17 protein-coding genes and 1 pseudogene are annotated in these 21,921 nt (G+C 66.4%); 9 read left to right on the forward strand and 9 right to left on the reverse strand.

Annotation, left to right across the window (positions count from 1 at the left end):
- Positions 1-100: 100 nt before the first annotated feature.
- Positions 101-421 (forward strand): annotated as a pseudogene (locus PE061_RS06580) (ATP-binding protein); the annotation flags it as partial.
- A gap of 630 nt (positions 422-1,051) precedes the next feature.
- On the opposite strand, the gene PE061_RS06585 reads toward PE061_RS06580, so the two are convergent.
- Positions 1,052-2,365 (reverse strand): tyrosine-type recombinase/integrase, encoded by a 1,314-nt coding sequence (locus PE061_RS06585; protein ID WP_271258312.1) that lies wholly within the window; start codon positions 2,363-2,365, stop codon positions 1,052-1,054.
- Positions 2,366-2,836: 471 nt separating this feature from the next.
- Between PE061_RS06585 and PE061_RS06590 the strand changes: the two genes are divergently transcribed.
- From PE061_RS06590 to mdoH, 5 genes are all read left to right on the forward strand, one after another.
- Positions 2,837-5,671, forward strand: a complete 2,835-nt coding sequence (locus tag PE061_RS06590) for a TonB-dependent receptor (protein ID WP_271258313.1) — start codon at positions 2,837-2,839, stop codon at positions 5,669-5,671.
- Positions 5,671-7,062 carry a purple acid phosphatase family protein gene (locus PE061_RS06595; protein ID WP_271258314.1) on the forward strand — a complete coding sequence of 464 codons (1,392 nt, stop codon included), beginning with the start codon at positions 5,671-5,673 and terminating at the stop codon, positions 7,060-7,062. Before PE061_RS06590 ends, PE061_RS06595 begins: the two co-directional genes overlap by 1 nt.
- A 3-nt stretch (positions 7,063-7,065) precedes the next feature.
- Positions 7,066-8,115, forward strand: a complete 1,050-nt coding sequence (locus tag PE061_RS06600) for a phytase (protein ID WP_271258315.1) — start codon at positions 7,066-7,068, stop codon at positions 8,113-8,115.
- A gap of 97 nt (positions 8,116-8,212) precedes the next feature.
- Positions 8,213-9,760, forward strand: coding sequence for a glucan biosynthesis protein (locus PE061_RS06605; protein ID WP_271258316.1), 1,548 nt, complete (start codon positions 8,213-8,215; stop codon positions 9,758-9,760).
- A gap of 85 nt (positions 9,761-9,845) precedes the next feature.
- Positions 9,846-11,705: a glucans biosynthesis glucosyltransferase MdoH gene (mdoH, locus tag PE061_RS06610; protein ID WP_271258317.1), complete on the forward strand. Its 1,860-nt coding sequence runs from the start codon at positions 9,846-9,848 to the stop codon at positions 11,703-11,705.
- Here the strand turns inward: mdoH and PE061_RS06615 are convergent.
- Entirely contained in the window at positions 11,656-12,045 is a 390-nt protein-coding gene (locus tag PE061_RS06615) for a YbaN family protein (RefSeq protein ID WP_271258318.1), read from the reverse strand. The two genes, mdoH and PE061_RS06615, sit on opposite strands and share 50 nt — an antisense overlap.
- A gap of 138 nt (positions 12,046-12,183) precedes the next feature.
- Between PE061_RS06615 and PE061_RS06620 the strand changes: the two genes are divergently transcribed.
- Together PE061_RS06620 and PE061_RS06625 are read left to right on the forward strand one after the other, a co-directional pair.
- Positions 12,184-12,483 (forward strand): metalloregulator ArsR/SmtB family transcription factor, encoded by a 300-nt coding sequence (locus PE061_RS06620; protein WP_271258319.1) that lies wholly within the window; start codon positions 12,184-12,186, stop codon positions 12,481-12,483.
- On the forward strand, positions 12,465-13,121 hold the full coding sequence (locus tag PE061_RS06625) for an SdpI family protein (RefSeq protein WP_271258320.1): 657 nt from the start codon (positions 12,465-12,467) through the stop codon (positions 13,119-13,121). Before PE061_RS06620 ends, PE061_RS06625 begins: the two co-directional genes overlap by 19 nt.
- A 126-nt stretch (positions 13,122-13,247) precedes the next feature.
- Here PE061_RS06625 and PE061_RS06630 read toward each other — a convergent pair whose 3' ends face one another.
- From PE061_RS06630 to PE061_RS06655, 6 genes are all read right to left on the reverse strand, one after another.
- The gene (locus PE061_RS06630; protein ID WP_271258321.1) at positions 13,248-14,033 is read right to left on the reverse strand and encodes a GNAT family N-acetyltransferase; all 786 of its coding nucleotides are present in this window, start codon (positions 14,031-14,033) and stop codon (positions 13,248-13,250) included.
- 84 nt (positions 14,034-14,117) lie between these two features.
- The gene (locus PE061_RS06635; RefSeq protein ID WP_271258322.1) at positions 14,118-15,287 is read right to left on the reverse strand and encodes a serine hydrolase domain-containing protein; all 1,170 of its coding nucleotides are present in this window, start codon (positions 15,285-15,287) and stop codon (positions 14,118-14,120) included.
- Between the two features lie 4 nt (positions 15,288-15,291).
- Positions 15,292-15,870 (reverse strand): NAD(P)H-dependent oxidoreductase, encoded by a 579-nt coding sequence (locus PE061_RS06640; protein ID WP_271258323.1) that lies wholly within the window; start codon positions 15,868-15,870, stop codon positions 15,292-15,294.
- Between the two features lie 7 nt (positions 15,871-15,877).
- A complete protein-coding gene (locus tag PE061_RS06645; RefSeq protein ID WP_271259141.1) occupies positions 15,878-17,257 on the reverse strand; it encodes an L-serine ammonia-lyase in 1,380 nt (459 codons plus the stop codon).
- Between the two features lie 118 nt (positions 17,258-17,375).
- Entirely contained in the window at positions 17,376-18,548 is a 1,173-nt protein-coding gene (locus PE061_RS06650; protein WP_271258324.1) for an acyl-CoA dehydrogenase family protein, read from the reverse strand.
- 81 nt (positions 18,549-18,629) lie between these two features.
- Complete coding sequence (locus PE061_RS06655) at positions 18,630-19,550, reverse strand: EamA family transporter (protein WP_271258325.1); 921 nt, start codon at positions 19,548-19,550, stop codon at positions 18,630-18,632.
- A gap of 273 nt (positions 19,551-19,823) precedes the next feature.
- Between PE061_RS06655 and PE061_RS06660 the strand changes: the two genes are divergently transcribed.
- Positions 19,824-21,515, forward strand: coding sequence for an Eco57I restriction-modification methylase domain-containing protein (locus tag PE061_RS06660; protein ID WP_271258326.1), 1,692 nt, complete (start codon positions 19,824-19,826; stop codon positions 21,513-21,515).
- Here the strand turns inward: PE061_RS06660 and PE061_RS06665 are convergent.
- Positions 21,498-21,878 (reverse strand): hypothetical protein, encoded by a 381-nt coding sequence (locus PE061_RS06665; RefSeq protein WP_271258327.1) that lies wholly within the window; start codon positions 21,876-21,878, stop codon positions 21,498-21,500. The genes PE061_RS06660 and PE061_RS06665 overlap by 18 nt on opposite strands.
- Positions 21,879-21,921: the final 43 nt, after the last annotated feature.

Here is a 21,921-nt window from a genome sequence, read left to right on the forward strand (position 1 = left end):
GATCGCAAAGTAGGGTTTTGCCTACATCAAACACCTTTGATGTTCACAGACGATCACCAAAGGCTTCACACGTATCGGATCAGGCCGGTTCCATCGCAAGATGGTGACACGCCTCGAAGAGGAGACCCGGATCGGCAAAGGCGGGACCCTGGCGGCGCAGCTGTCGCGGCTCGACCTGATCGTGCTCGACGAGCTCGGTTATCTGCCGTTCGCCCGCTCGGGAGGGCAGTTGCTGTTCCACCTCATCAGCAAGCTTTATGAGCGGACCAGCGTCATCATCACCACGAACCTCGCCTTCGGCGAATGGCCGACCGTGTTCGGCGATCCCAAGATGACCACGGCGCTGCTCGACCGCGTCACCCACCACTGCGATATCGTCGAGACGGGCAACGACAGCTGGCGCTTCAAAAACCGCAGCTGACAGCCACCTTCGGCGCCTTCAAAAATCTATCTTGCGCTGCGCGCGCCTCCGGTCGGGCTACGCCCGCCCTCCGCCGCACGCAGCGCAAGGCCATCTTCAACAAACCAGCATCATATTATCCGAAAAGGGGGTCCCTCTTCGACGCCGATCGGGGGTCCCTTTTGAACGCCGTTTGACACTTTGGGGGAAGCGCCAACCACTACAATGCCGTCTGTTGCGGTTGCATCGGTGGGAGCTAGGGCAACATCTGCCCCATACTGGCTATTCAGCGGGACCGGGAAGGCAGACGAAGCTGCCTCCGGCCATGACGTGACATTATCGTATTCCATGAACAGCGGACGTCTCAGGCAGCGATGCTTGCAATGAAGGCTTCGACCTCTCCCGCAACATAGCGGGGACAGGAGCCGATATAGCGCGGGTCTAGTGCAAGAATATGGGGCAGGCCGTGCTTTCGCTTGTGGCGCTGTGTTGTGTTGCTGCGAAAATAAGACGGGGAGAGTCGTAAAACCTCCCTACCCTATACCAACATTATACCAAAAAATGGGAGATTTGTCAAGAAAAATGTTGCATAATGCTAAATATATTGCTATATTCATGCAGTGCGACGGTTTTTCTATTGATAAAGACCTGTCAAGGGGCGTGACCTTCCGGGGCTGCCAAGTCGCCCGAGCGTGCCGCTTCTATCTCGCCGTCTTCCTCAATAGCATCGGCGGCCTCTTTAGGCTTTTTCCTCTTCACTATTGGGGTGCTGAATGCCTTTGCGGCCTCCATGTCTCCTAGATCCACGGCATAGTGTTTGGCCAGCATTGCCGTGCCGGAATGGCCAAGTCTTCCTGCCACTGTTCGAGGGTCGATATTGCGCTGTAGGAGCAGCGTAGCATGTGTACGCCTCAAGTCGTGCAGGCGAATATCCCGCAAGCCTGTTGCCCTCCACAAGCCCGTCAGGGAGCGTTTGAGCGTCGTCAGAGACACCGGGAACAAACGGTTATCACCTTCCACCCGATCCAAAGCACGCAGCGCCGGAAGGATTGTCAGCATTTCCTCTGTGCATGTTACGGTTCGGGGCTTGCCCGTCTTGGTGTTGATAACCTCGATGACTGTAGTTTCGCCGTTGATCTTCCGCACATTATCCCACGTTAGATTGAGGATTTCGGCCCGCCGCATACCGGAGTTGTAGGCCCAAACAACGTAGTGGCGTAGCCATCCCCTGATCTGCTGCGGTGTACGCTCCTTGTTCTCTTCCTGATCCTGTTCGATCTTGTCCACCGCTTTCAGGATAACTTCCCATTCCTCGTCGGTAACAAATCGCTGCCTTGGCTCGACGCCTTTGATCCGGTCGGCCCTATCAGTGGGGTTCTTCTCAATAACGCCGCTCCGAACGGCATCATTCATAATGGCATTGAATGTAGACAACTGCCTCTGAACAGTTGCTGGTTTCAGTTTGGCGCTTTGCTTCCCAATCCAGCGGTTCACGTCTGCAATGGTAATGACGTTCAAAGCCTTTTTCCCGAACGTAGGGCCAAGGGCAGAATTGATATGTCCTTTGGTTACGCCATAGCCCTTCATTGTCGGCTTTTTCCGTTCAAGCCATTCTGAGGCGTATTTGGCAAAGGTATCGACCTCCACAGCCTCCAAAGGTTCACCACGATCAGCCAGACCTTGCAACCGATCCCGCTCTGCTACGAGTTGCGACCAGTCCCAGGACGAGCGCTTGCCTAGTTTATGTTCGACAGGTCCGCCAACCGGGATTGTGCGCCCGTTGTATGTGCCCCCGCGTGGCAGTGTGATCTTGACCCAGACGGTTGTGACGGTCGCGCCTTTGTATATGCCAATGCCGTCGCAATAAGCGGGACGCTTGGTCTTTTTCGAAGATAGTGAAGCCTCAAACCGCTCAAAGTTGTCGAAACGGCCAGGGCGACCAACCGGACGTTTAACTACTACCATCGCTCCTCTTCCTTTCGCCAAGCCTATACGGCATATGCCAGTGGGGAATCTAGTGGGGTGCATTAAAAATCACCGGGAAAAGGGGGTGATTCTATGCCCCACTCGATCCCCACTCGGAACGTTTATAAATCCATGAATGCGTCTATAGCAGTATAAACACTGGATTTTTAGAAAGGGCGGAAGTCCGGCAACGGCAATAACATCCAAGATGCCGGATAACGTGTGGTACTTACGTTGCCAAGGTTGGGGTCGAGGGTTCGAATCCCTTCGCCCGCTCCAGATTTTTCCGCATTGGTAGACATGTTTGCAGCCAACCGCGACGGACTGGCTGGCTCTTGGCCGTTTGTCGCCGAGCTGCAATTTTTCGGGCATTTTTCTGTCACGCAAACGACGCCTGCGCGTAACCGCGTGCCCCTAAGCGGTCGCCGCAAGGGGCGGCATCGGGACTGCCCCCGCACAAAGGGGTATTCCATGTCGCACCGAATCCGCGCTCGCCGCAGCCGCCTCGTGGCTGCGTTCTTCGCCGTAACCTCGCTTTCCTCACCCGCCTTCGCCGGCACGCTCGTCGGCAGCGTCGTCGACGCAGGCGGCGTTCGCGGCCTTCAGGGCGCCGAGGTGGAGCTCGTCGAGCTGGGCCGCCGCACGTCGGCGGGGCCGGACGGCAGCTTCCGGTTCGCGGACGTGCCCTCGGGCCGCTACACGCTGCGCGCCGTCTATGCGGGCGCGGATGAAAGCCGCACCCCGGTGAGCGTGACGGAGGACGGCATCACGCGTGTCGATGTTGCGCTCAGCGCGGGCGACGACAGCCTCATCCTCGTCATCGGCCAGCAGGCGAACCTCGGCAGCTCGATCGCGCGGCAGCGCGCGGCGGACGGCGTCGCGTCCGTGCTCACGCGCGACGCGGTCGGCCAGTTCCCGGACCAGAACGTCGCGGAATCGCTGCGCCGCCTGCCGGGCGTCAACATCCTCAACGACCAGGGCGAGGGCCGTTTCGTTTCGGTGCGCGGCCTCGATCCCGAACTCAACGCCGCGTCGCTGAACGGCACTCGCCTGCCCGCGCCGGAATCGGACGTGCGTTCGGTCGCGCTCGATGTCATCTCCAGCGACCTCATCGAATCCATCGAGGTGAAGAAGTCGCTGACGCCGGACATGGACGGCGACACCATCGGCGCCTCCATCGAGATCAACACGACGAGCGCGTTCGCGCGCAAGAAGGACCTGCTGAAGCTGAGCGCGGAAGGCAGCTACAACGATCTCACCGATCACCTCTCGCCCAAGGGCGCGATCGATTTCTCGGCGAAGCTCAGTGACAATGTCGGCGTCGCGGGCGGCATCTCCTACTACAAGCGCAAGTTCGCGACCGACAACATGGAGATGGACGGCTGGGACGAGGACGACGGCGTCGTCTATGCCGATACGCTCGAATACCGCGACTACGACGTGGAGCGCGAACGCATCAGCGCTTCGCTCTCCTTCGACTTCAAGGCGGGCGAAAGCACCACGCTTTACGTGCGCGGCCTCTACAGCCAGTTCGACGATCAGGAATATCGCCGCCGCCTGATCTTCGAGATGGACGAATCCCCCTCGTCCGGCACGGGCACCACGGCGGAGTTCCTCTCCGACGGCGGCGAGATCAGCGTGCAGCGCGATCTCAAGGACCGGTTCGAAACGCAGAAGATCCGCTCGCTGACGCTCGGCGGCGAGACCGAGACGGGACCGTGGAAGCTCGTCTATTCGGGAAGCTGGGCGAAATCGAGCGAGCGCGAAAAGGGCTCGATCGACCCGGTGGTGTTCGAACGCCAGTTCGAGGACGAAGGCGAGTTCGGTGTCAGCTTCGATTACAGCAAGCCGAAGCTCACGAGCTACGCGATCACTGCCGGAAACGACCTGTTCCTCGACCCTGGCGAATATGAGTTCGACGCGCTGGAGCGCACCACGCTCAGCAATTCGCAGGATGAGGAATGGACGCTGAAGGCGGACGTCTCGCGCGTGTTCGCGCTGGGTGGCGGCGAGTTCACCGTGCAGGGCGGCGTGAAGTCGCGCTGGCGCGAGAAATTCTACAACGGCCAGTTCGACATCTACGACGGCTTCGACGGCGATCTGACGCTCGCGGATGTCCTCGGACCGCAGGACTACGGCCTTGCCGTCATCGATCCGGTGCCGGCGAAGAAGTCGTTCCGCAAGTTCTTCAACGCCAACCGCGACGCGTTCGAACGCGATCCGTTCGATACCGCGCAGGCATCCGCCGAGGAGGATTACAGCGTCGACGAGGACATCCTTGCGGCCTATCTGCTCGGCCGCTGGGACAGCAGCACGCTCAGGGTCATCGGCGGCGTGCGCATGGAGCGCACGAAGAACCGCATGACCGGAAACGTCGTCACGCTGGTCGAGGAAGGCGGCGAATTCGGCGGTGTCGAGGTGGAGGAGGACACGGTCTTCATCACGCCGCAGAGCTTCAGCCGTAGCTACACGGACTGGCTGCCGAGCCTCACCGTGCGCTACGAGCCAGTGCCGAACCTCGTGCTGCGCGCGGCAGGCTACAAGAACCTCATGCGTCCGAAACTGTCGAGCCTCGCGCCGCGCGCGGTCATCGAGGACAACGAGGGCGAATTCGGCAATCCCGACCTCAAGCCCTACCGGGCGTGGAATGCCGATCTTTCGGTCGAATATTATTTCGGCCGCAACGCCGCGGTCTCCGCGGGCGTCTTCTACAAGGACGTCAAGAACTACATCATCGAATACACGGTCGACGGCGGCGACACGGGCATTCCCTACAACGGCGAGCTGCTCGACGAAGCGACAACGTGGATCAACGGCGACACCGCCAAGATCCGCGGCTTCGAATTCAGCTACAATCAGGCGTTCGATTTCCTGCCTGCACCGTTCGACGGCCTGCTCGCGCAGTTCAACTACACCTACACGGACGCCAAGGGCCGGGTGACGACGGACGGCGATCTCGGCGATCTGCGCAGGGTCGGCCTGCCCGCGTCGGCGAAGCACACGTTCAACGCCGTGCTCGGCTATGAAAAGGGTCCGATCAGCCTGCGCGTCGCGGGCGCCTATCGCAGCAAGTATCTCGACGAGCTGAACGACGAGGCCGACCAGGACCGCTATGTCGCCAGCCACTTCCAGCTCGATCTCAGCGCCAAGTACAAGGTCACCGAGAACATCCAGATCTTCGGCGAATGGGTGAACGTCACCGACGAACCCTATTTCGCTTACCAGAACTTCGGCGGTTCACGGCGTCTGCTGCAGTACGAGGAGTATAGCTGGACGGCGAAGTTCGGCGTGAAGGCCACGTTCTGATGCTGCGCCTTGCCGCGCTCCTGCTCGCGGCGGCGACACCCGCCGCCGCTGGGCAGGCGGTTCCGATTCCCCGTTCGCCCGGCCTCCCCTACGCGGCGAAAACCCTGCCCGACCGCATCGTGCTGACCGCCGGTGCGGACCCGTCGCGCGAGATGGCGGTCGCGTTCCGCACCGATACGGCGCAGGCCACGGCCGAGGCGGAGATCGCGCCCGCGATCGACGGACCGTCGCTCGGCGCGCGTGCCGTCAGGGTCGTCGGCAGCAATTCGGAAATCGAGAACGAGAACGGCAAGGCGCTTTATCATCAGGTGCGCTTCACCGGGCTCGAGCCGGGGCGGGCCTACGTCTACCGCGTGAAGGGCAGTGCGGGCTGGAGCGAATGGCTCCAGTTCCGCACCGCGAGCGCGGAGGCGCAGCCGTTCCGCTTCCTCTATTTCGGCGACACCCAGAACAATATCCTCAGCATCGCCTCGCGCGTGATCCGGCAGGCGTTCCACGCGACGGCGAGCCCAGCGCTCGTCGTCCACGCCGGCGATCTCGTCGCGCAGCGCGACAATCTCGCGCATGACGACGAGTGGGGCGAGTGGACCGAGGCGGGCGGCTATAATTACAGCATCGTCCCGCAGCTCCCGGCCACCGGCAACCACGAATATGTCGACAACGAGCTGCCGGACGGCACCGAGCAATATGTGCTCGGGCCGCACTGGCCGCGCCAGTTCGTGCTGCCTGGAAACGGCGCCGAGGCGGCGAAGGCGACGACCTATTTCGTCGATTATCAGGGCGTGCGCTTCATCATCCTCGACGGCACCGCCGCGCTGGAACTCGGCGCGCTCGAAAGCCAGACGCGCTGGCTGGACGCGACGCTCGCAGCGAGCAAGGCGCGCTGGAACGTCGTGCTCTTCCACCAGCCGATCTTCACCTGCGCGCGGCCGAACGACACCGCAAAGCTGAAGGCGGCATGGAAGCCGGTGTTCGAGGCGCGGAAGGTGGACCTCGTGCTGCAGGGCCATGACCATTGCTACAGCCGCCTCACCGCGGAGGGCGGCAAGACCGTCTCCGCGAAGGCGCGCGCCGACGGCAAGGTGCAGGGGCCGGTGTATCTCGTGTCCGTCACGGGCTCCAAGATGTACGGCCTCAACGACCGCGCGGGCACGCAGCCCGACCGCGTCGCGGAGGACACCGAACTCTATCAGGTCGTCGACGTGGCGGCGGACAGGCTCCAGTTCCGTACCTATACGGCGAGCGGCCGCCTCTACGACGGCTTCGACCTCATCCGCCACGCGGACGGCAACCGCCTCGTCGAGATTCCCGAGGCCGCCGGTCCCGTGCGCCGCTGCGCGGGACAGACGGGACCGGACGGCGTACCCTGCACGGCAAACGCCAAGGACTGATTGATGAAGACGCTTTTCACCGCCCTTCCGCTCGTCCTGCTCGCCGCCTGCGCCGCGCAGGAGGCCGACCTGCCGCAGGGCACCGCCGCGCGCGGCGACCCTGCGAAGGCGGTGCCCGCGGCGGTGGAGACGGTCGTCGCCACCGATCCCGCCGTCGATGCCGACGATCCCGCGCTCTGGGCCGATCCGCGCGATCCGTCGCGCGCTGTGCTCTTCGGCACGGACAAGAGCGATGGCCTTTATGTTCACGATATAGACGGCGAGGTTCGCCAGTTCCTTCCGGACGGTCCGCTCAACAACGTCGACCTCCGCACCGGCTTCACGGTGGAGGGCAAGGACTATGTCCTCGTCACCGCGACCGAACGTGAGAACTTCACGCTCATTGCGTACCTCTTCGATCCGGACACGCTGGAGACGCGGCGCTACGGCGTGCTGCCGCTCGATATGGGTGAACCCTACGGCTATTGCATGGGGAAGCTCGGCGGCGATTTCTACCTGATCCCCAACAACAAGGCGGGCGAGATCCGCGCGCTGCGCCTTGCGAACGGCGCGCCGCTTTCCGAGGCGAAACACGCCTACAGCTTCAAGGTCGGCAGCCAGCCCGAGGGCTGCGTCGTCGATGACGAGACCGGACGGCTTTATCTGGGCGAGGAGGACGTCGCGATCTGGCGCTTCGACCTGAAGCCGGGCGCGAGCGCCGAGGGCATCAAGGTCGCCGCCGTGGACGGCGAGCGCCTCACCGCCGATGTCGAGGGCATCTCGATCCTGCGCGATCGCGGCGCGAAATACCTGATCGCCTCCAGCCAGGGCGACGCCACCTACCCCGTCTGGCGGATCGAGGGCGACGGCTACACCTACAAGGGCCGCTTCGCCGTGGAAGGCGGCACGATCGACAACGTGACCGGCACCGACGGCCTCGACGCGTGGAGCGGCCCGATCGGTCCCTTCCCCGAAGGCGCCATCGCGATGCACGACACCGACGACGGCGGCGGGCAGCAGAACTTCAAGATCGTCGACTGGCGCGAGGTGCGCCGGGCGCTGTCGCTACCCTGATCGCAACCGTCTGCCGCAAGGCTGCGTGCGCCTGTCGCGATGGCCCTTGCATCCATTTCGCTTGCGGTGCGTTCGCGGCAACGCAATGAAAACACGGATGAACCCTGATCGAAACGCACGCTGGTCGCGGCGCGAAGCAATGGCGGGCCTCGCCGCGTTCGGCCTGCTGCCCGCGCTTCCTGCGCTCGCCGCGCCCCGCCTCGGCCGTGCCGAAGCCTTCTCGTGGGAGGGGCTGAAACGGCAGGCGATGGCGCTGTCCGGGCGGCCGTTCGTGCCGCTTGCCCGCGTCGAGGCGGCCGCGGCGGTCGACTACGACGCGCTGAACGCCGTCCGCTACCGCGATTCCGCGGCGCTCTGGCCGGATCGGCCGGGGCAATCGGTGCGCCTGTTCCCGCTCGGGAAATATGCGCGCGAGCCCATCGCGATCCACGTCGTCGAGGCAGGACGCGCACGCGCGCTTCGCTATTCGCCCGATCTCTACGAGATGCCGGAGGACAGCCCGGCGCGCGCGCTGACGACGGAGAACGGCGGTTTCGCGGGCTTCCGCGTCATGAACCCCGGCGACATCGGCGACTGGCTCGCCTTTCAGGGCGCGTCCTATTTCCGCACCGCGGGCCCGCTTCATCAATACGGCCTCTCCGCGCGCGGCCTCGCCATCGACACGGGGCTTTCGACACCGGAGGAATTCCCGGTGTTCCGCGCCTTCTGGCTGGAGCCGGGCGAGGACGCCTTCACCGTCTACGCGCTTCTCGACGGGCCGCGCGTCGCGGGCGCCTACCGCTTCGTGAACCGCGTCCTCAAGGACGAGATGGTGCAGGAGGTGACGCTCTCCATTCGCCTGCGCGCCGATGTCGAACGCCTCGGCTTCGCGCCGATGACGAGCATGTACTGGTACGGTGAGACCGAGCCCGGCCCGCGCCGCGACTGGCGGCCGGAAATCCATGATTCCGACGGGCTTCTCATCGCCAACGGCGCGGGCGAGCGGCTGTGGCGGCCGCTCGTCAACCCGCCCCGCACCGCGCTCAATACCTTCCTAGACCGCAATCCGCGCGGTTTCGGCCTGTTCCAGCGCGACCGGAATTACGACAATTACGAGGACGACGGCGTCTTCTACCACAAGCGCCCCTCGCTCTGGGCCGAGCCGGTCGGCGACTGGGGCGAGGGCACCGTCGATCTCGTCGAGATCCCGACGAGAGGAGAGACGGACGACAATATCGTCGCCTTCTGGCAGCCGAAGGCCCCGGCGCGCGCGGGCGCGCGCTACGACATGGCCTATCGCCTGCGCTGGCTCGGCGGCGAGCCGGACGCATCGCCGCTCGCGCGCGTCATCGGCACCTATCGCGGCCTCGGCGGGCGCCCCGGCCATCCCGCGCAGGAGGATGTCGTCAAGCTCGTCGTCGATTTCGAAGGCGAAGGGCTGAAGGGCCGCGCGCACGGCGATGTCACGGCCGACGTTTCGGTCACGAACGGCGAGATCCTGATGCAGGCCGCCTATCCGGTCGCCGGTCGCCCGACTCGCTGGCGGCTGATGATCGACGTCGCGCCTCGAAACGGCGCCGAAACGGACCTTCGGGGGGCGCTCGTCTGCTGCGGCGCACAACTCACCGAAACGTGGCTATATCAAATACCTGCAATGGGGAACTGATCGGTGCGGCAGGCATTTGCTGACGGGCCGGACGATGCTGCTGAGACGGCAAGCCGGGAATGAAACCAGGGTCGATATTGCACATATGCGACATGAAGTTCTGCTGGCTGAGGGCGCGTCCGGTGGCTACGACGCGGTCTCCTTCGAAATCCTCCATCGGCGCACGGACAGCCTTCCGCCCGAGGCGCCGCTTGCCATGCCGCTGCAGGACTGGCGCGCGTGCGCGCCTGCGCCGCTGCGCTCCGAAACCGCGCCGCGCGGCATTGCGCTGCGCCGTTTCCTGCTGATCCTCGCGACGCTGCTCATCGCGCTCGCGGGCGGCGCCGAAATGGCGCGCGCCGCCGCGCCCGGCGGCTTCGCGCTGGGCGAGCTGCTGCTCATCGCGCTGTTCGTGCCGCTCTTCGCGTGGATCGGCTTCGGCTTCCTCACCGCGCTCGCCGGCTTCGTTCGCCTGCTTCGCAAGGCGCGCGATTTCGATCTCGTCGACGAGGCCGTGCCGGAAGGGCGCACCGCCGTCCTCGTCCCCGTCTACAACGAGGACGTCGCCGCCGTGTTCGGCCGCATCCGCGCGATGGCCTGCTCGCTCGCACGCGAGGGCCGCGCGCGCGATTTCGACATCTTCGTGCTGAGCGATTCGAGCCCCGAGAACGGCCGCGCGGAGTACGCTGCCTTCCTGTCGCTCAGGCCCACGCTCGCCCCCCGCCTCTTCTATCGCCGCCGCGAAAAGAACATCGAGCGCAAGCCCGGCAACATCGCCGACTGGGTGCGCCGCTTCGGCGGCGCCTACGACTACATGCTCGTGCTCGACGCCGACAGCCTGATGGACGGCCGCACGATGGCGCGCATGGCCGCCACGATGGACCGGAACCCCGGCGTCGGCCTTATCCAGACGGTGCCGGACGTCATCAATGCCCGCACGCTCTTCGCGCGCTGGCAGCAGTTCTCCGGCCGCCTCTACGGGCCGGTGGCGACGGCGGGCATGATCTGGTGGTCGGGCAGCGAGGCGACCTTCTGGGGCCACAACGCGATTCTGCGCACGCACGCCTTCGCCGAAAGCTGCGGCCTTGCCGCGCTTCCCGGCGCCGCGCCCTTCGGCGGGGCGATCATGAGCCACGACATGGTGGAGGCGGCGCTGCTCCGCCGCCGCGGCTGGGCGGTGCACATGGTCGCCGCGCCGGGCAGCACGGAGGAGTTCCCGCCCAGCATCGTCGATTTCGCGAAGCGCGACCGCCGCTGGTGCCAGGGCAATCTCCAGCATCTCCGGATTCTCGGCAGCGCGGGGTTCCACTGGGTGAACCGGCTCCAGCTGCTGATGGGCGGCTCGGCCTACCTCACCTCGCCCTTGTGGCTGCTGCTCATCGTCGCGGGCGTCGTGCACCACGTCACGCTCGGCGCGGGAGGCGCCGCCGCGCCCTCGCCGTGGCTGCTCGGCGTCACGCTGGCGCTGCTGTTCGGTCCGAAGCTGCTCGGGCTCGCCTGGACGCTGGTGGACCGCCGCCGCCGCGCCGCGCTCGGCGCCGTGCGGCGGATCGCGGCGGGCATCCTCGTCGACGTGCCGCTCTCGGCGCTCGTCGCGCCCCTGATGATGCTCACGCAGACGCTGAACCTCGCCGACATCCTGATGGGCCGCAGCAGCGGCTGGTCGCCGCAGCGCCGCGAGACGGACGGCATCGCGCCCGGCGAGGCGCTGCGCCACTATCGCCCGCACCTGCTGCTCGGCGCTGCCATGCTGGCGTTCGCGGCGCTCGGCGCGGGATCGTCGCTGTGGCTGCTGCCGGTCGCCGCCGGTCTCGTGCTCAGCCCGTGGATCGAGATGGCGACGGCGCGGCAATCCGCGCTGCCGGGTCTGTTCGGTGTCGCGGACAGGCCGGTGCAGGCGGTCGCGGCCGGGGCCGCTAGCGGGCCCGTTCCGTTTCGCGCTCCGCCATCGGCCTTGGCCGCGTGACCACGAAGAGCGCCGAGGCGATCAGCCCGGCGGCGGCAAGTCCGCGCCACAGCGGCGCGGGGTTCCCCGTCAGGTGGAAGACGGCGTAGCCGACGGCCATGCCGGTGCACGCCGCGATCTTCGCGCGCGTGCCGATCGCGCCCTCGCGCCGCCATGCGATCACCGGCGGCCCCAGCTTCGGGTGGGCGAGGATCTTCGCCTCCAGCCGCGCCGACGACCGACCGAAGCAATAGGCGGCGATGATGATGAAGATGGTGGTGGGAAGCAGCGGCAGGAACGCCCCGACGATGCCGAGCGCCAGCGAGACGAAGCCGAGCGCAAGGTAAAGGTGGCAAGTCATGCCCCGGTTATGGCCGCCCGCGCCGCTGCCGTCGATACGCTATCGACACTCATTCGCGTTCTGGCGCCGCCCGAGGGGCTTGACGCGATGCACGCGCTCATGATTTAGTCTGTTCGCTAACAGACAAACAGAGGGTTCGTGAACGAGGTTTTCGACGCGCTGGCGCATCCGATCCGCAGGCAGGTGCTCGAGATGCTGAAGACGGGCGGCAAGTCCGCCGGGGAGCTTGCCGATGCGTTTCCAGTGTCGAAGCCCACGATGTCCGCGCACTTCGCGAAGCTGAAATCGGCGGGGCTCATTCAGGGCGAAAGCCGCGGCGGCGGCATCGTCTACACGCTCAACCTGTCGGCGGTGGAAGAGGTCGTGATGGCCTTCATGGGCCGGCTCGGTGTCGGGGAAGCAGGGAAAGGAACGGCGGAATGCGCGAGCACGCACTGATCGTCATGTCATGGGTCACGGTGGCGTTTCTGGCCGCAATCGCGACGATCGCGCTCGCGCTGCTGCCGGAAGGCACGCGGCTTCCCGTGCACTGGAACCTTGCGGGAGAAGCGGACCGCCATGCCGGCGCCGCCTTCGCGCTGTTCACGCCCGTGGCGATGTGCGCCGGGCTGTCGCTGCTTTTCGCGGTCCTGCCGCGCATCGAGCCGCTTCAGAACCGCATGGAGGGCAGCGCGGCGCTGTACCGCGTGACGTGGATCGCCCTGCTGGCCGTCATGGTCATGGTCCAGCTTCTGGTCGCGGCCCCCGCTTTCGGCTGGGCGATTCCGATGACGCTGCCGTTCGTGGCCGTCGGCCTGCTGCTCATCGTCATCGGCAACGTGCTGCCGAAATCGCGCCCCGGCTTCTTCGTCGGCATCCGCACGCCGTGGGCGCTGCTCGACACCGACAACTGGATCGCTACGCACCGTCTCGGCGCATGGACCATGATGGCGGGCGGCGCGGCGCTGCTGCTCGTCGGCCTGCTGCCGCTCACGCCCGCCGCGCGCGGTGCGCTCGTCGTCGGCGCCCTGCTCGTCAGCACGGTCCCGCCCGTCTTCTACTCCTGGCTGCTCTGGCACCGCCGCACGGGGCGCTGACGCCGGTGTTCCGAGCCGCTCGACTCTCCGGCTGCGGGGCGCATCCGAGGAACGTGCGGATTCTACCGGGCTCGCGGGATCTTCATTAGCGCGACACGCGTGCCGTGCGTCCCTCTGCCCCTCCCCTTATGCCGCTGCGCCGAACCGTTTCGCATAGCGCGCCGCGATGGCGTCCACCGGCATCATCATGAACACGTCGACGGTGTTGAACTGCCGGTCGATGAAGGCGCCGCTGCCCACCATCGCGCCGACGCGCAGGTAGCCCTTGATGAGCGGCGGCAGCGCGCGCCACGCCGCCTTGGGGTCGTAGCCGCCGATCGGCAGGCGCGCCATGTCGGTGAAGTGGCGGACGTGGGCGCTCACGCGCCGGTCCTGCGGGGCGAGGTGGTTGTGGTGGAGATAGGCGAGCGCGGCGGCGTGTGCGTCCGGGTCGGTGCCGGGGAAGCTCGCGCAGCCGAACATGTGGCCGATGCGACGCTGCATCAGGTAATCGCCGATGCCGCGCCAGAGCAGCTGAATGGTCGCCGTGTCGCGGTATTCCGGCGCGACGCACGAGCGTCCGAGCTCCAGGAGCTCGCCGCCGTGCCGCGCCGCGTGCGCCTCGAGCGGGACGAGGTCGTATTCGGAGGCGCTGTAGAAGCCGCCGTGCCGTGCCGCGACGCTCTGGCGGAGCAGCCGGTAGGTGCCGACGACGCGCGCGCCGTCCGCGCCGGTCTCCTCGACGAGCAGGTGGTCGCAGAACCGGTCGTAGGGATCGACGTCAAGGCCCGCCGCCGCGCCGCCCGGCACTGCGCCCATGTCGCGGAAGAAGACCTGATAGCGCAGCGCCTGCGCGGCGCGCACGTCGGCCTCGCTGTCTGCAAGCCGGATGCTCAAGGATATGTCGCGGGCCGTGTTTTCGATGAGACGCATGGCGGTTCCCCCGGGGATTGTGACCGCTCGCGGATGTCGCACGCGTGTGTTGCGGGCGCGCGTCGCTCTTGCGACAGAAATGCGTCAGCCGAGCCGGGCGCGCAGCGCCGCGAAGGCGCGCGCGTGCAGCGGCTCGCTGGCGATGTTGGAAGGAAGCGGCGTCGAGGCGAGGCGGATGATGGCGAGATCGCTTTCCGGCTCGATGTGCAGGCGCTGGCCGTAGACGCCCATCGCCATCAGCGCGGGCGGCGGCGCGTGGTCCACCCACCAGAAGCCGCGATAGGAATGATCGGGCCGCATGTTCGCCGCGCCGGCCGCGAACAGCGCGCGGTCGCCGCCGGCGATCAGCGCCTCCGCAACCGGGCCGCCCGCCATCAGGAAGCGCGCCAGCCGGGCGAGGTCGCGCGCCGTGGCGTTGAGGCCCGATCCGGCGATCTCGTGGCCGCCGGTGTCGAGGAGGAAGTGCGCGGGGTCGCCGCAGCCCGCGGGTTTCCACACATGCTCCGCGACAAGGCGCGCGAGCGAACGCCCGGTCGCGCGGCGCAGCACCCATGCGGCGGCGTCCGCGATCGGCGTGCGGTAGCGGAAGGCGGTGCCCGGCGCGGCCTCGCGGCGGGTGAGCGCCGCAAGCGCGGGCAGCGTGCCGCCCTTTGCCACGTCCGGCATCCAGTAGCTCGCCGAATAGCGGTGCACGTCGGAATCGAGGTTGGCGTAGTCCTCGTCGAAGCCGATGCCGTCGGTCATGTCGAGGAGCTGGCGCAGCGTCGTGCCCGCGAAGGCGCTTGCGCCGAGTTCCGGCACCGCCTCGACGGTAGCGAGGTCCGCCGCGACCGCGCCGCCTGCGATCAGCGTTTCCGCAAGCAGCCCGACGATGGACTTGGTGACGGAGAACAGGTGGTGGGGCGTCGCTGCCGTCATGCCGTTGCGGTAGGTCTCGTAAACGATAACGCCCCGGTGCAGCACGATCATCGCATCCGTGTAGGTGGATGCGACATAGGTCTCCCAGTCCAGCGCTTCGCCGTTCTCGCCCGCGAAGCGCAGCGCCGAGAGACCGGCCGGCCGTTCGGGAAGCGGCGCCGGCCTGTCCGCGCCCGCGAGCGGCACGGACGGCACCAGCCGCCGCGTGTGCTGGAACGCCCAGCGGTTGAACGGCCACGTCCGCCAGTTGGCGCCGGTCACGCGGCGGTCCTCGGGAATATCCGCGTCGATGCCGAGCCCGGCCTCGCGCCAGTCGATCGGCGGCGGCAGCGTCATCGCGTCAGGCGGCGTCCGCGCCCAGCTTTCGCATCAGCGCCAGCGCCCCGGTGCGGTTCCCGGCATTGCCCTCGACATTGCCGACCAGGGTCTCCCGGATCGGCCCGATGCCGACGAAGCGCAGGATGTTGCTGCGCAGGCTCTTGAGGCTGTGGGCGCGGTACACCCAGCGGTAGAACAGCGCGGGCATTCCCATCGTCACGACGATGCGCGCGGACTTGCCCTTCAGCAGGCCCCCGTGCGGTTTGCGCGGACCGGTGGGGAACGCGAAGCCGGGCCGGAACACCTGCTCGAGGAACGCCTTCAGCAGCGCGGGCACGTCGCCGAGCCACAGCGGGAACAGGATCACCAGATGATCGGCGCGGGCGATCATCGCCTGCGCGTCCCGGATGGCGGGAGAGGCCTCGCCCTCCTCCCAGTCCGCGCGCGTGCGCAGCACGGGAACGTCGAGCCCCGACAGCGCCAGCCGCTCGACGGCATGGCCCGCGCCCGCGGCGCTCTCCGCATAGGTATCGGCGAGCGCATGGCAGAAGCGCACCGGATCGGGGTCCGGGTGCGCGTCGATGACGAGGATGCGCGCCACCCGCGCCTCAGCACTCGACGACGTTGACGGCAAGCCCGCCGAGGCTGGTTTCCTTGTACTGCGAGCGCATGTCCTCGCCCGTCTGCCGCATCGTCTCGATCACCGCGTCGAGGCTCACGACATGCTGGCCGTCGCCGTGCAGCGCGAGGTACGCGGCGTTGATCGCCTTGATCGCGCCCATCGTGTTGCGCTCGATGCAGGGGATCTGCACGAGCCCGCCGATGGGGTCGCAGGTGAGGCCGAGGTTGTGCTCCATGCCGATCTCGGCGGCGTTCTCGATCTGGCGGTTGCTGCCGCCGAGCGCCGCGACGAGGCCGCCCGCCGCCATCGAGCAGGCGACGCCCACCTCGCCCTGGCAGCCCATCTCGGCCGCCGAGATCGAGGCGCGCTTCTTGTAGAGGATGCCGATCGCGGCGGCGGTGGCGAGCAGCGTTCGGCTGCCCGCAGGCGTCGGCGCGCCGGTGAACACCTCGTAGTATTTGAGCACGGCGGGCAGCACGCCCGCGGCGCCGTTCGTCGGCGCGGTGACGACGCGGCTCCCGGCGGCGTTCTCCTCGTTCACCGCGAGCGCCCACAGGCTCACCCATTCGAACACGGTCGAGGGGTCGAGGCGCGGCCCGCGCGCGCTGAGCGCGCGCTGGATGTCGTTCGCGCGGCGCTTCACCTTGAGCCCGCCGGGAAGCACGCCCACCGACTGGCAGCCGCGCTCGATGCAGCCGAGCATCGCGGCGCGCACGCTGTCGAGGAAGCTCTCCGTCTCCTCGCGGCTGCGCCACGCGAGTTCGTTCTCCAGCAGCATGTCGCCGAACGAGAGGCCGGTCGCCTCGCCGAGCCGCAGCAGGTCGGCGGCGGACTCGAACGGATGCGGCAGGCGGATGTTGACGCGCGGCGCACTCTCGCCCTCGCGCAGGATCGCGCCGCCGCCGATCGAGAAATAGGTCGCCATCCACGTTTCGCCGCCCTCGTAATGCGCCTCGAAGCGCACCGCGTTCGGATGGCCGGGCAGGAACTCGCCCATGCGGAAGCGCAGGTGGTCGGCCTCGCGGAACGTCACCTTGCGCCCGCCCGCCAGCGGCAACTTGTCCTCGCCGCGGATCTGCGCGAGCATCGCCGGGGCGGCGTCGGGATCGAGGCTCTCCGGCGTGTTCCCGGCAAGGCCGAGGATGATCGCCGTGTCGGTGGCGTGCCCGCGCCCGGTGAGCGCCAGCGAGCCGTAGACGTCGCAGGCGACCGCGCGCACCTTGCCGCGCTTCACCGCGGCCTCGGCGAAGGCGAGCGCCGCGCGCATCGGCCCCACCGTGTGCGAACTCGACGGCCCGATGCCGATCGTGAACACCTCGGTCACGCTGATCGGCCGCTCGGCCATCGCCTTGCGCGCGGCGCTCATCGTCGCCGTGCTCGCCACCGCCTGTTCGAGTGTCATGCGCCTCTCGGTCCCTCGTTCAACCCCGGGGTCCTTTTAGGCGCAAACGCGCCCGGCCGCTACCGGCGGCAGGGCCGGATTTTCACACCGCGGCAAGCGTGTCGCGCTTGATCCTCTTGGCAAGCGACCATTTGTGGACCTCGGTGGGTCCGTCATAGATGCGGAAGGCGCGGATTTCGCGGAATACCTGCTCGACGATGGTGTCGCCCGACACGCCCATGCCGCCCATCACCTGCACTGAGCGGTCGGCGACGCGCATCAGCGCCTCGGACACCGCGACCTTCGTCATCGAGCTTTCCACCGTGCCGAGCGCGCCAGTGTCGAGCACGTCGGCGCACCAGTCGATCATCAACTCGGCCTGCTTCAGGTCGATGAGGTTCTCGGCGAGCATGAAGCCGACGCCCTCGTGGTCGACGAGCAGCTTGCCGAACGCCTGCCGCCTGCACGCATAGGCGCTCGCGATCTCGTTGGCGCGCGCCGCCGCACCCCACCAGCGCATGCAGTGCGAAAGCCGCGCGGGGCTGAGGCGCACCTGCGCGTATTTGAAGCCCTCGCCGCTCGCCCCGAGCATCTGGTCGGCGGGCACGCGCAGGTTGTCGATGGCGACGACGGCATGGCCGCCGGGCATCGAGGAATCGATCGTGTCGAGCACGCGCTCGATGCGGATGGCAGGGTCGGGCAGGTCGACGAGGAACATGCAGGCGCCCCCGGTTCCGTCAGTGGCCTCGGACTTCGCCATGACGATGCCGACCTTGGCGCCTTCCGCACCCGTGATGAACGCCTTGCGGCCGTTTATCACCCAGTGGTTGCCGTCCTGCCGGCAGGTCGTCCGCATCATCGAGGGGTCGGAACCCGCGCCGCCCTCGTCGGCCGGCTCGGTCATGAAGAACGCCGAGCGCGCCTCGCCCGAAACCAGCGGCGCAAGGAAACGCGCCTTCTGCTCGGGGCTGCCGACCTTGCCGAGCAGGTACATGTTGCCCTCGTCCGGCGCCATCGTGTTCACCGCGACCGGGCCCAGCGGCGACAGGCCGGACGCTTTCAGCACCGTCGCCGTGCCGCGCTGATCGAGATGCGACCCGTCCGCGAAGATGTGCGGCGTCATCACGCCCGCCGCGCGCGCCTTCTCCCGAAGCTCGCGCACCAGATCCTCCGAAGGGCCGTGCGGCCCGAGGCGCGGATCGTGCTCGTAAGGCGCGACCACCTCGCGGACGAACGCTTCGACGCGGGCGGCGATGGCGGCGGCGGTTTCGGACATCGGCAAATCCCCATTCTCGTTGCTTGGTTGATGAGCCTGCTAAGCGAATGCGGCCTGCGAGGAAATGCCTGATCGTGCCCCCTAGCGCCGGCGGAGGATGTGCGGCGCCGCGAGCGGCCAGAGAATATTGACTGCGAGGCCCCCCATCACCAGCGTTGCCGCCAGCAGCTTCCAGCCCGGTAGCCCCTCGTTCAGCAGGATCGCCGACGACGCCATGCCGAACACGGGGACGAGCAGCGCGCTCGGCGTGATCGTCGCCGCCGGATGCCGCGCGAGCAGCCAGCCCCACGCGGCATAGCCGAACAGCGTGTTGCCCACCGATTGCCAGAGCACCGCCGCCCACGTCGCGGTATCCGCCCGCGCCAGCGCCGCGCCGATCGACGCCGGGCCTTCGAACAGCAGCGAGCCGATGATGAGGGGCGGCACCGAGAACAGGCTCGACCAGACGACGAAGCCGAGCATGTCGGAAACGCCGCTCGTCCGCGCGACATGGTTGCCGATCGCCCAGCTCATCGCGGCGACGAGCACGAGGACGAGGCCGAGCGGCGTCGTGCTGCCGTCCGTGTGGGCGAGAATCACGCCGATCCCGGCGGTCGCGAGCAGCAGCGCGGCGATCTGGAAGGGCCGCAGCCTCTCCCGCGCGAAATACATGGCGAGCCCGATCGTGAAGAACACCTGCGACTGCACGACGAGCGAGGCGAGCCCCGGCGAGATGTCGCTGCGCATCGCGATGTAGAGCAGGCCGAACTGCCCGAAGCCGATCAGCACGCCGTAGGCGGCGAGCGCCTGCCAGCGCACATCGGGGCGGCGGATGAAGAGCGCCGCCGGCAGGAAGGCGAAGGTGAAACGCAGCGCCGCGAACAGCAGCGGCGGCAGGTCGTCGAGCGCGACCCGGATCACCACGAAGTTCGTACCCCACACCGCGACGACCGCGAGCGCCAGCAGCAGGTGGAGCGGCGGAATGCGGCCGGACGTGGCTGGCGGAGATTCGGCGTCGCTCATGAAGTCCTCTATACGGAGACGGCGCCCGGCTGACAGGCCCCGGCGAATGCACAACAGGCCTGCACGCCGGGCATGGCGTCCTTAGCCCTGGATCGGGGAATGGCGCAGCCGCAGGATGCGAACCCGCGACCTCTGCCATCCGTGCGCCAACGAGCGTAAGCCTCTAGGTTCCTTGATGATTTCCATGCTCCAGGATTTGTTCCTCTTTAGCTCCGCGGGCAATAAGGCTAGGGTGACGGCCGTCTAGGATTTTACCGTGTGAGATTTCCCCTGATGACTTCCTCCGCCCCCGTGCTTGCCAGGTACCAGGATGTAAGCGAGGCGAAGGCCGGGGGAGCAACGTATACGCCGCAGCTTCTGTCGGATTTTGTAGCCGGGCAGATTCTGGCAGTCGCGAATCTGGGTGCCTCGCGTCCGCTTCGGGTCCTCGATCCTGCGATCGGGCATGGGGAGTTGCTGGTTAGCCTCCTCTCTCGTTTGGAAGGCAACGTAGAAGTTTTCGGTTACGAGACCGATCCGGCGGCATTGCAGGTGGCCCGGGAGAGGCTGACGGGCTTGTTTCCCGATGCGACGCTGAATCTCTCGCTCGGCAGCTTCCTGGACCATGTGCTCGATGACCACTCCGGCGGTCCGTTCCCCACCGGCGAGCGCTATGACCTGATCATTGCGAATCCCCCTTACGTCCGAACCCAGATCATCGGCGCCGACAAGGCGCAACGCCTCGCCGAACAGTTCGGGTTGACCGGGCGTGTCGACCTCTATTTCGCATTTCTGCTCGGCATGGCGCGGGTCCTTCGGGAAGGCGGCACGTGCGGCATCATCGTCTCGAACCGTTTCATGACCACCAAGTCTGGTGCGACGGTGCGCGAGGCGCTTGCCCGCAAGCTCGATCTCAAGCGCATATTCGACCTGGGCGACACCAAGCTTTTCGACGCAGCGGTCTTGCCTGCCGTAATTATTGCAAACGGCCCCATGGCGGGCTCGGCTACCTCCGAGGCCCCCCGGTTCACGACCATTTACGAGGCGAAAGGGAAAGCACCTTTGGCCACGGCGGAGAATGCGATTGCGGCTCTGGGCTTGTCCGGTGCCGTCGGGCTTTCCGACGGTCGGGTATTCGACGTGCAGCATGGGATGCTCCAGACAACCGCCGATGGGAGCGACGTTTGGCGGCTGGGTTCAGCCGGGGTCACTGCGTGGCTGGATGCCGTGGAAGCGAAGGCATGGGCTTGTTTTCGCGACATCGGCAAGGTTCGCGTCGGGGTGAAGACCACTGCGGACAAGATCTTCATTCGGCGGGAATGGAAAGACGAGCTCGAGCTCTTGCGGCCGCTGACGACACACAAAATCGCCCGGCGGTTTCGCGCCGATGTCCGTTCGGAGAAGATACGAATCCTCTATCCCCATGATACTGTCGACGGACGCCGGACAGCCGTTGATCTTGAGAAGTATCCCGCCAGCCGGGCATATCTCGAAGAACACCGGGAGAAGCTCGAGGGGCGGACATATGTGATCGAAGGCGGCCGGAAGTGGTATGAGATTTGGGTGCCGCAAAACCCGTCCGACTGGTCCGGGCCCAAGCTCGTCTTTCGGGACATTTCCGAGCGACCGACTTTCTGGATCGACGTAGACGACACGATCGTCAACGGAGACTGCTACTGGCTGAAGCCCAGGCAGGGAATGGAAGGTGTCCTGTGGCTCGTCCTTGCCGTGGCGAACTCGACGTTCATAGAGCGCTTCTACGACACGCGGTTCAACAACAAGCTCTACGCCGGCCGCCGCCGTTTCATCACGCAGTACGTCGATGCGTTTCCTGTTCCCGATCCGAACACCGACATAGGGCAGGAGATTATCGAGAAAACGAGGCGTCTGTTTGACCGCGTCGGCGAGGATGACGCCCCCGCGCTGGAGCGGGAGTTGGATGGCCTCGTCTGGCGCGCCTTCGGGCTGTTACCGGAAGAAATCTGACGGCAGGGGGATTTGGAGCTTCTTGTTGAGCACCTTGCCTTGGAATTGAGGAAAGCGGCTGAAGAAGCTTTCGCCCGGCGTGAGATAGAAACGGGTCAAGGTGACGGTGACACCGTCTGTCTGCGCGTAAAAAATCGCATAGCGAACATCGCAATGACGTATCTGCCGACCTGCGATTTGCGGCACGTCCAGAGCCGCTTCACTGTCGGGACAGACCAGCCCCAGATCGATAGTCGGAGAGGTCTGCAACTTGACCTCGAGGAGCTGTTGGCGAACGTCCGGGAAGCGCCCGTCATCTCGATAGTCGGCAAAGCCAAGTTCTCGGCAAACCAGTTCGTGCAGGGCGGCCCCGCGATTGCGCACCTGATTGAGGATCAGCGTGCAATAGGCACCCCCTTCGTGGGGT

It is taken from the genome of Sphingosinicella microcystinivorans, assembly GCF_027941835.1.
Lineage (GTDB): Bacteria > Pseudomonadota > Alphaproteobacteria > Sphingomonadales > Sphingomonadaceae > Sphingosinicella.

Excerpts from the sequence above, each read along its gene's own strand:
- PE061_RS06585 (WP_271258312.1), bottom strand. The coding sequence starts at position 2,365 with ATGGTAGTAGTTAAACGTCCGGTTGGTCGCCCTGGCCGTTTCGACAAC.
- PE061_RS06590 (WP_271258313.1), top strand. The coding sequence starts at position 2,837 with ATGTCGCACCGAATCCGCGCTCGCCGCAGCCGCCTCGTGGCTGCGTTC.
- PE061_RS06595 (WP_271258314.1), top strand. The coding sequence starts at position 5,671 with ATGCTGCGCCTTGCCGCGCTCCTGCTCGCGGCGGCGACACCCGCCGCC.
- PE061_RS06600 (WP_271258315.1), top strand. The coding sequence starts at position 7,066 with ATGAAGACGCTTTTCACCGCCCTTCCGCTCGTCCTGCTCGCCGCCTGC.
- PE061_RS06605 (WP_271258316.1), top strand. The coding sequence starts at position 8,213 with ATGAACCCTGATCGAAACGCACGCTGGTCGCGGCGCGAAGCAATGGCG.
- mdoH (WP_271258317.1), top strand. The coding sequence starts at position 9,846 with ATGCGACATGAAGTTCTGCTGGCTGAGGGCGCGTCCGGTGGCTACGAC.
- PE061_RS06615 (WP_271258318.1), bottom strand. The coding sequence starts at position 12,045 with ATGACTTGCCACCTTTACCTTGCGCTCGGCTTCGTCTCGCTGGCGCTC.
- PE061_RS06625 (WP_271258320.1), top strand. The coding sequence starts at position 12,465 with ATGCGCGAGCACGCACTGATCGTCATGTCATGGGTCACGGTGGCGTTT.
- PE061_RS06630 (WP_271258321.1), bottom strand. The coding sequence starts at position 14,033 with ATGCGTCTCATCGAAAACACGGCCCGCGACATATCCTTGAGCATCCGG.
- PE061_RS06635 (WP_271258322.1), bottom strand. The coding sequence starts at position 15,287 with ATGACGCTGCCGCCGCCGATCGACTGGCGCGAGGCCGGGCTCGGCATC.
- PE061_RS06645 (WP_271259141.1), bottom strand. The coding sequence starts at position 17,257 with ATGAGCGCCGCGCGCAAGGCGATGGCCGAGCGGCCGATCAGCGTGACC.
- PE061_RS06650 (WP_271258324.1), bottom strand. The coding sequence starts at position 18,548 with ATGTCCGAAACCGCCGCCGCCATCGCCGCCCGCGTCGAAGCGTTCGTC.
- PE061_RS06655 (WP_271258325.1), bottom strand. The coding sequence starts at position 19,550 with ATGAGCGACGCCGAATCTCCGCCAGCCACGTCCGGCCGCATTCCGCCG.
- PE061_RS06660 (WP_271258326.1), top strand. The coding sequence starts at position 19,824 with ATGACTTCCTCCGCCCCCGTGCTTGCCAGGTACCAGGATGTAAGCGAG.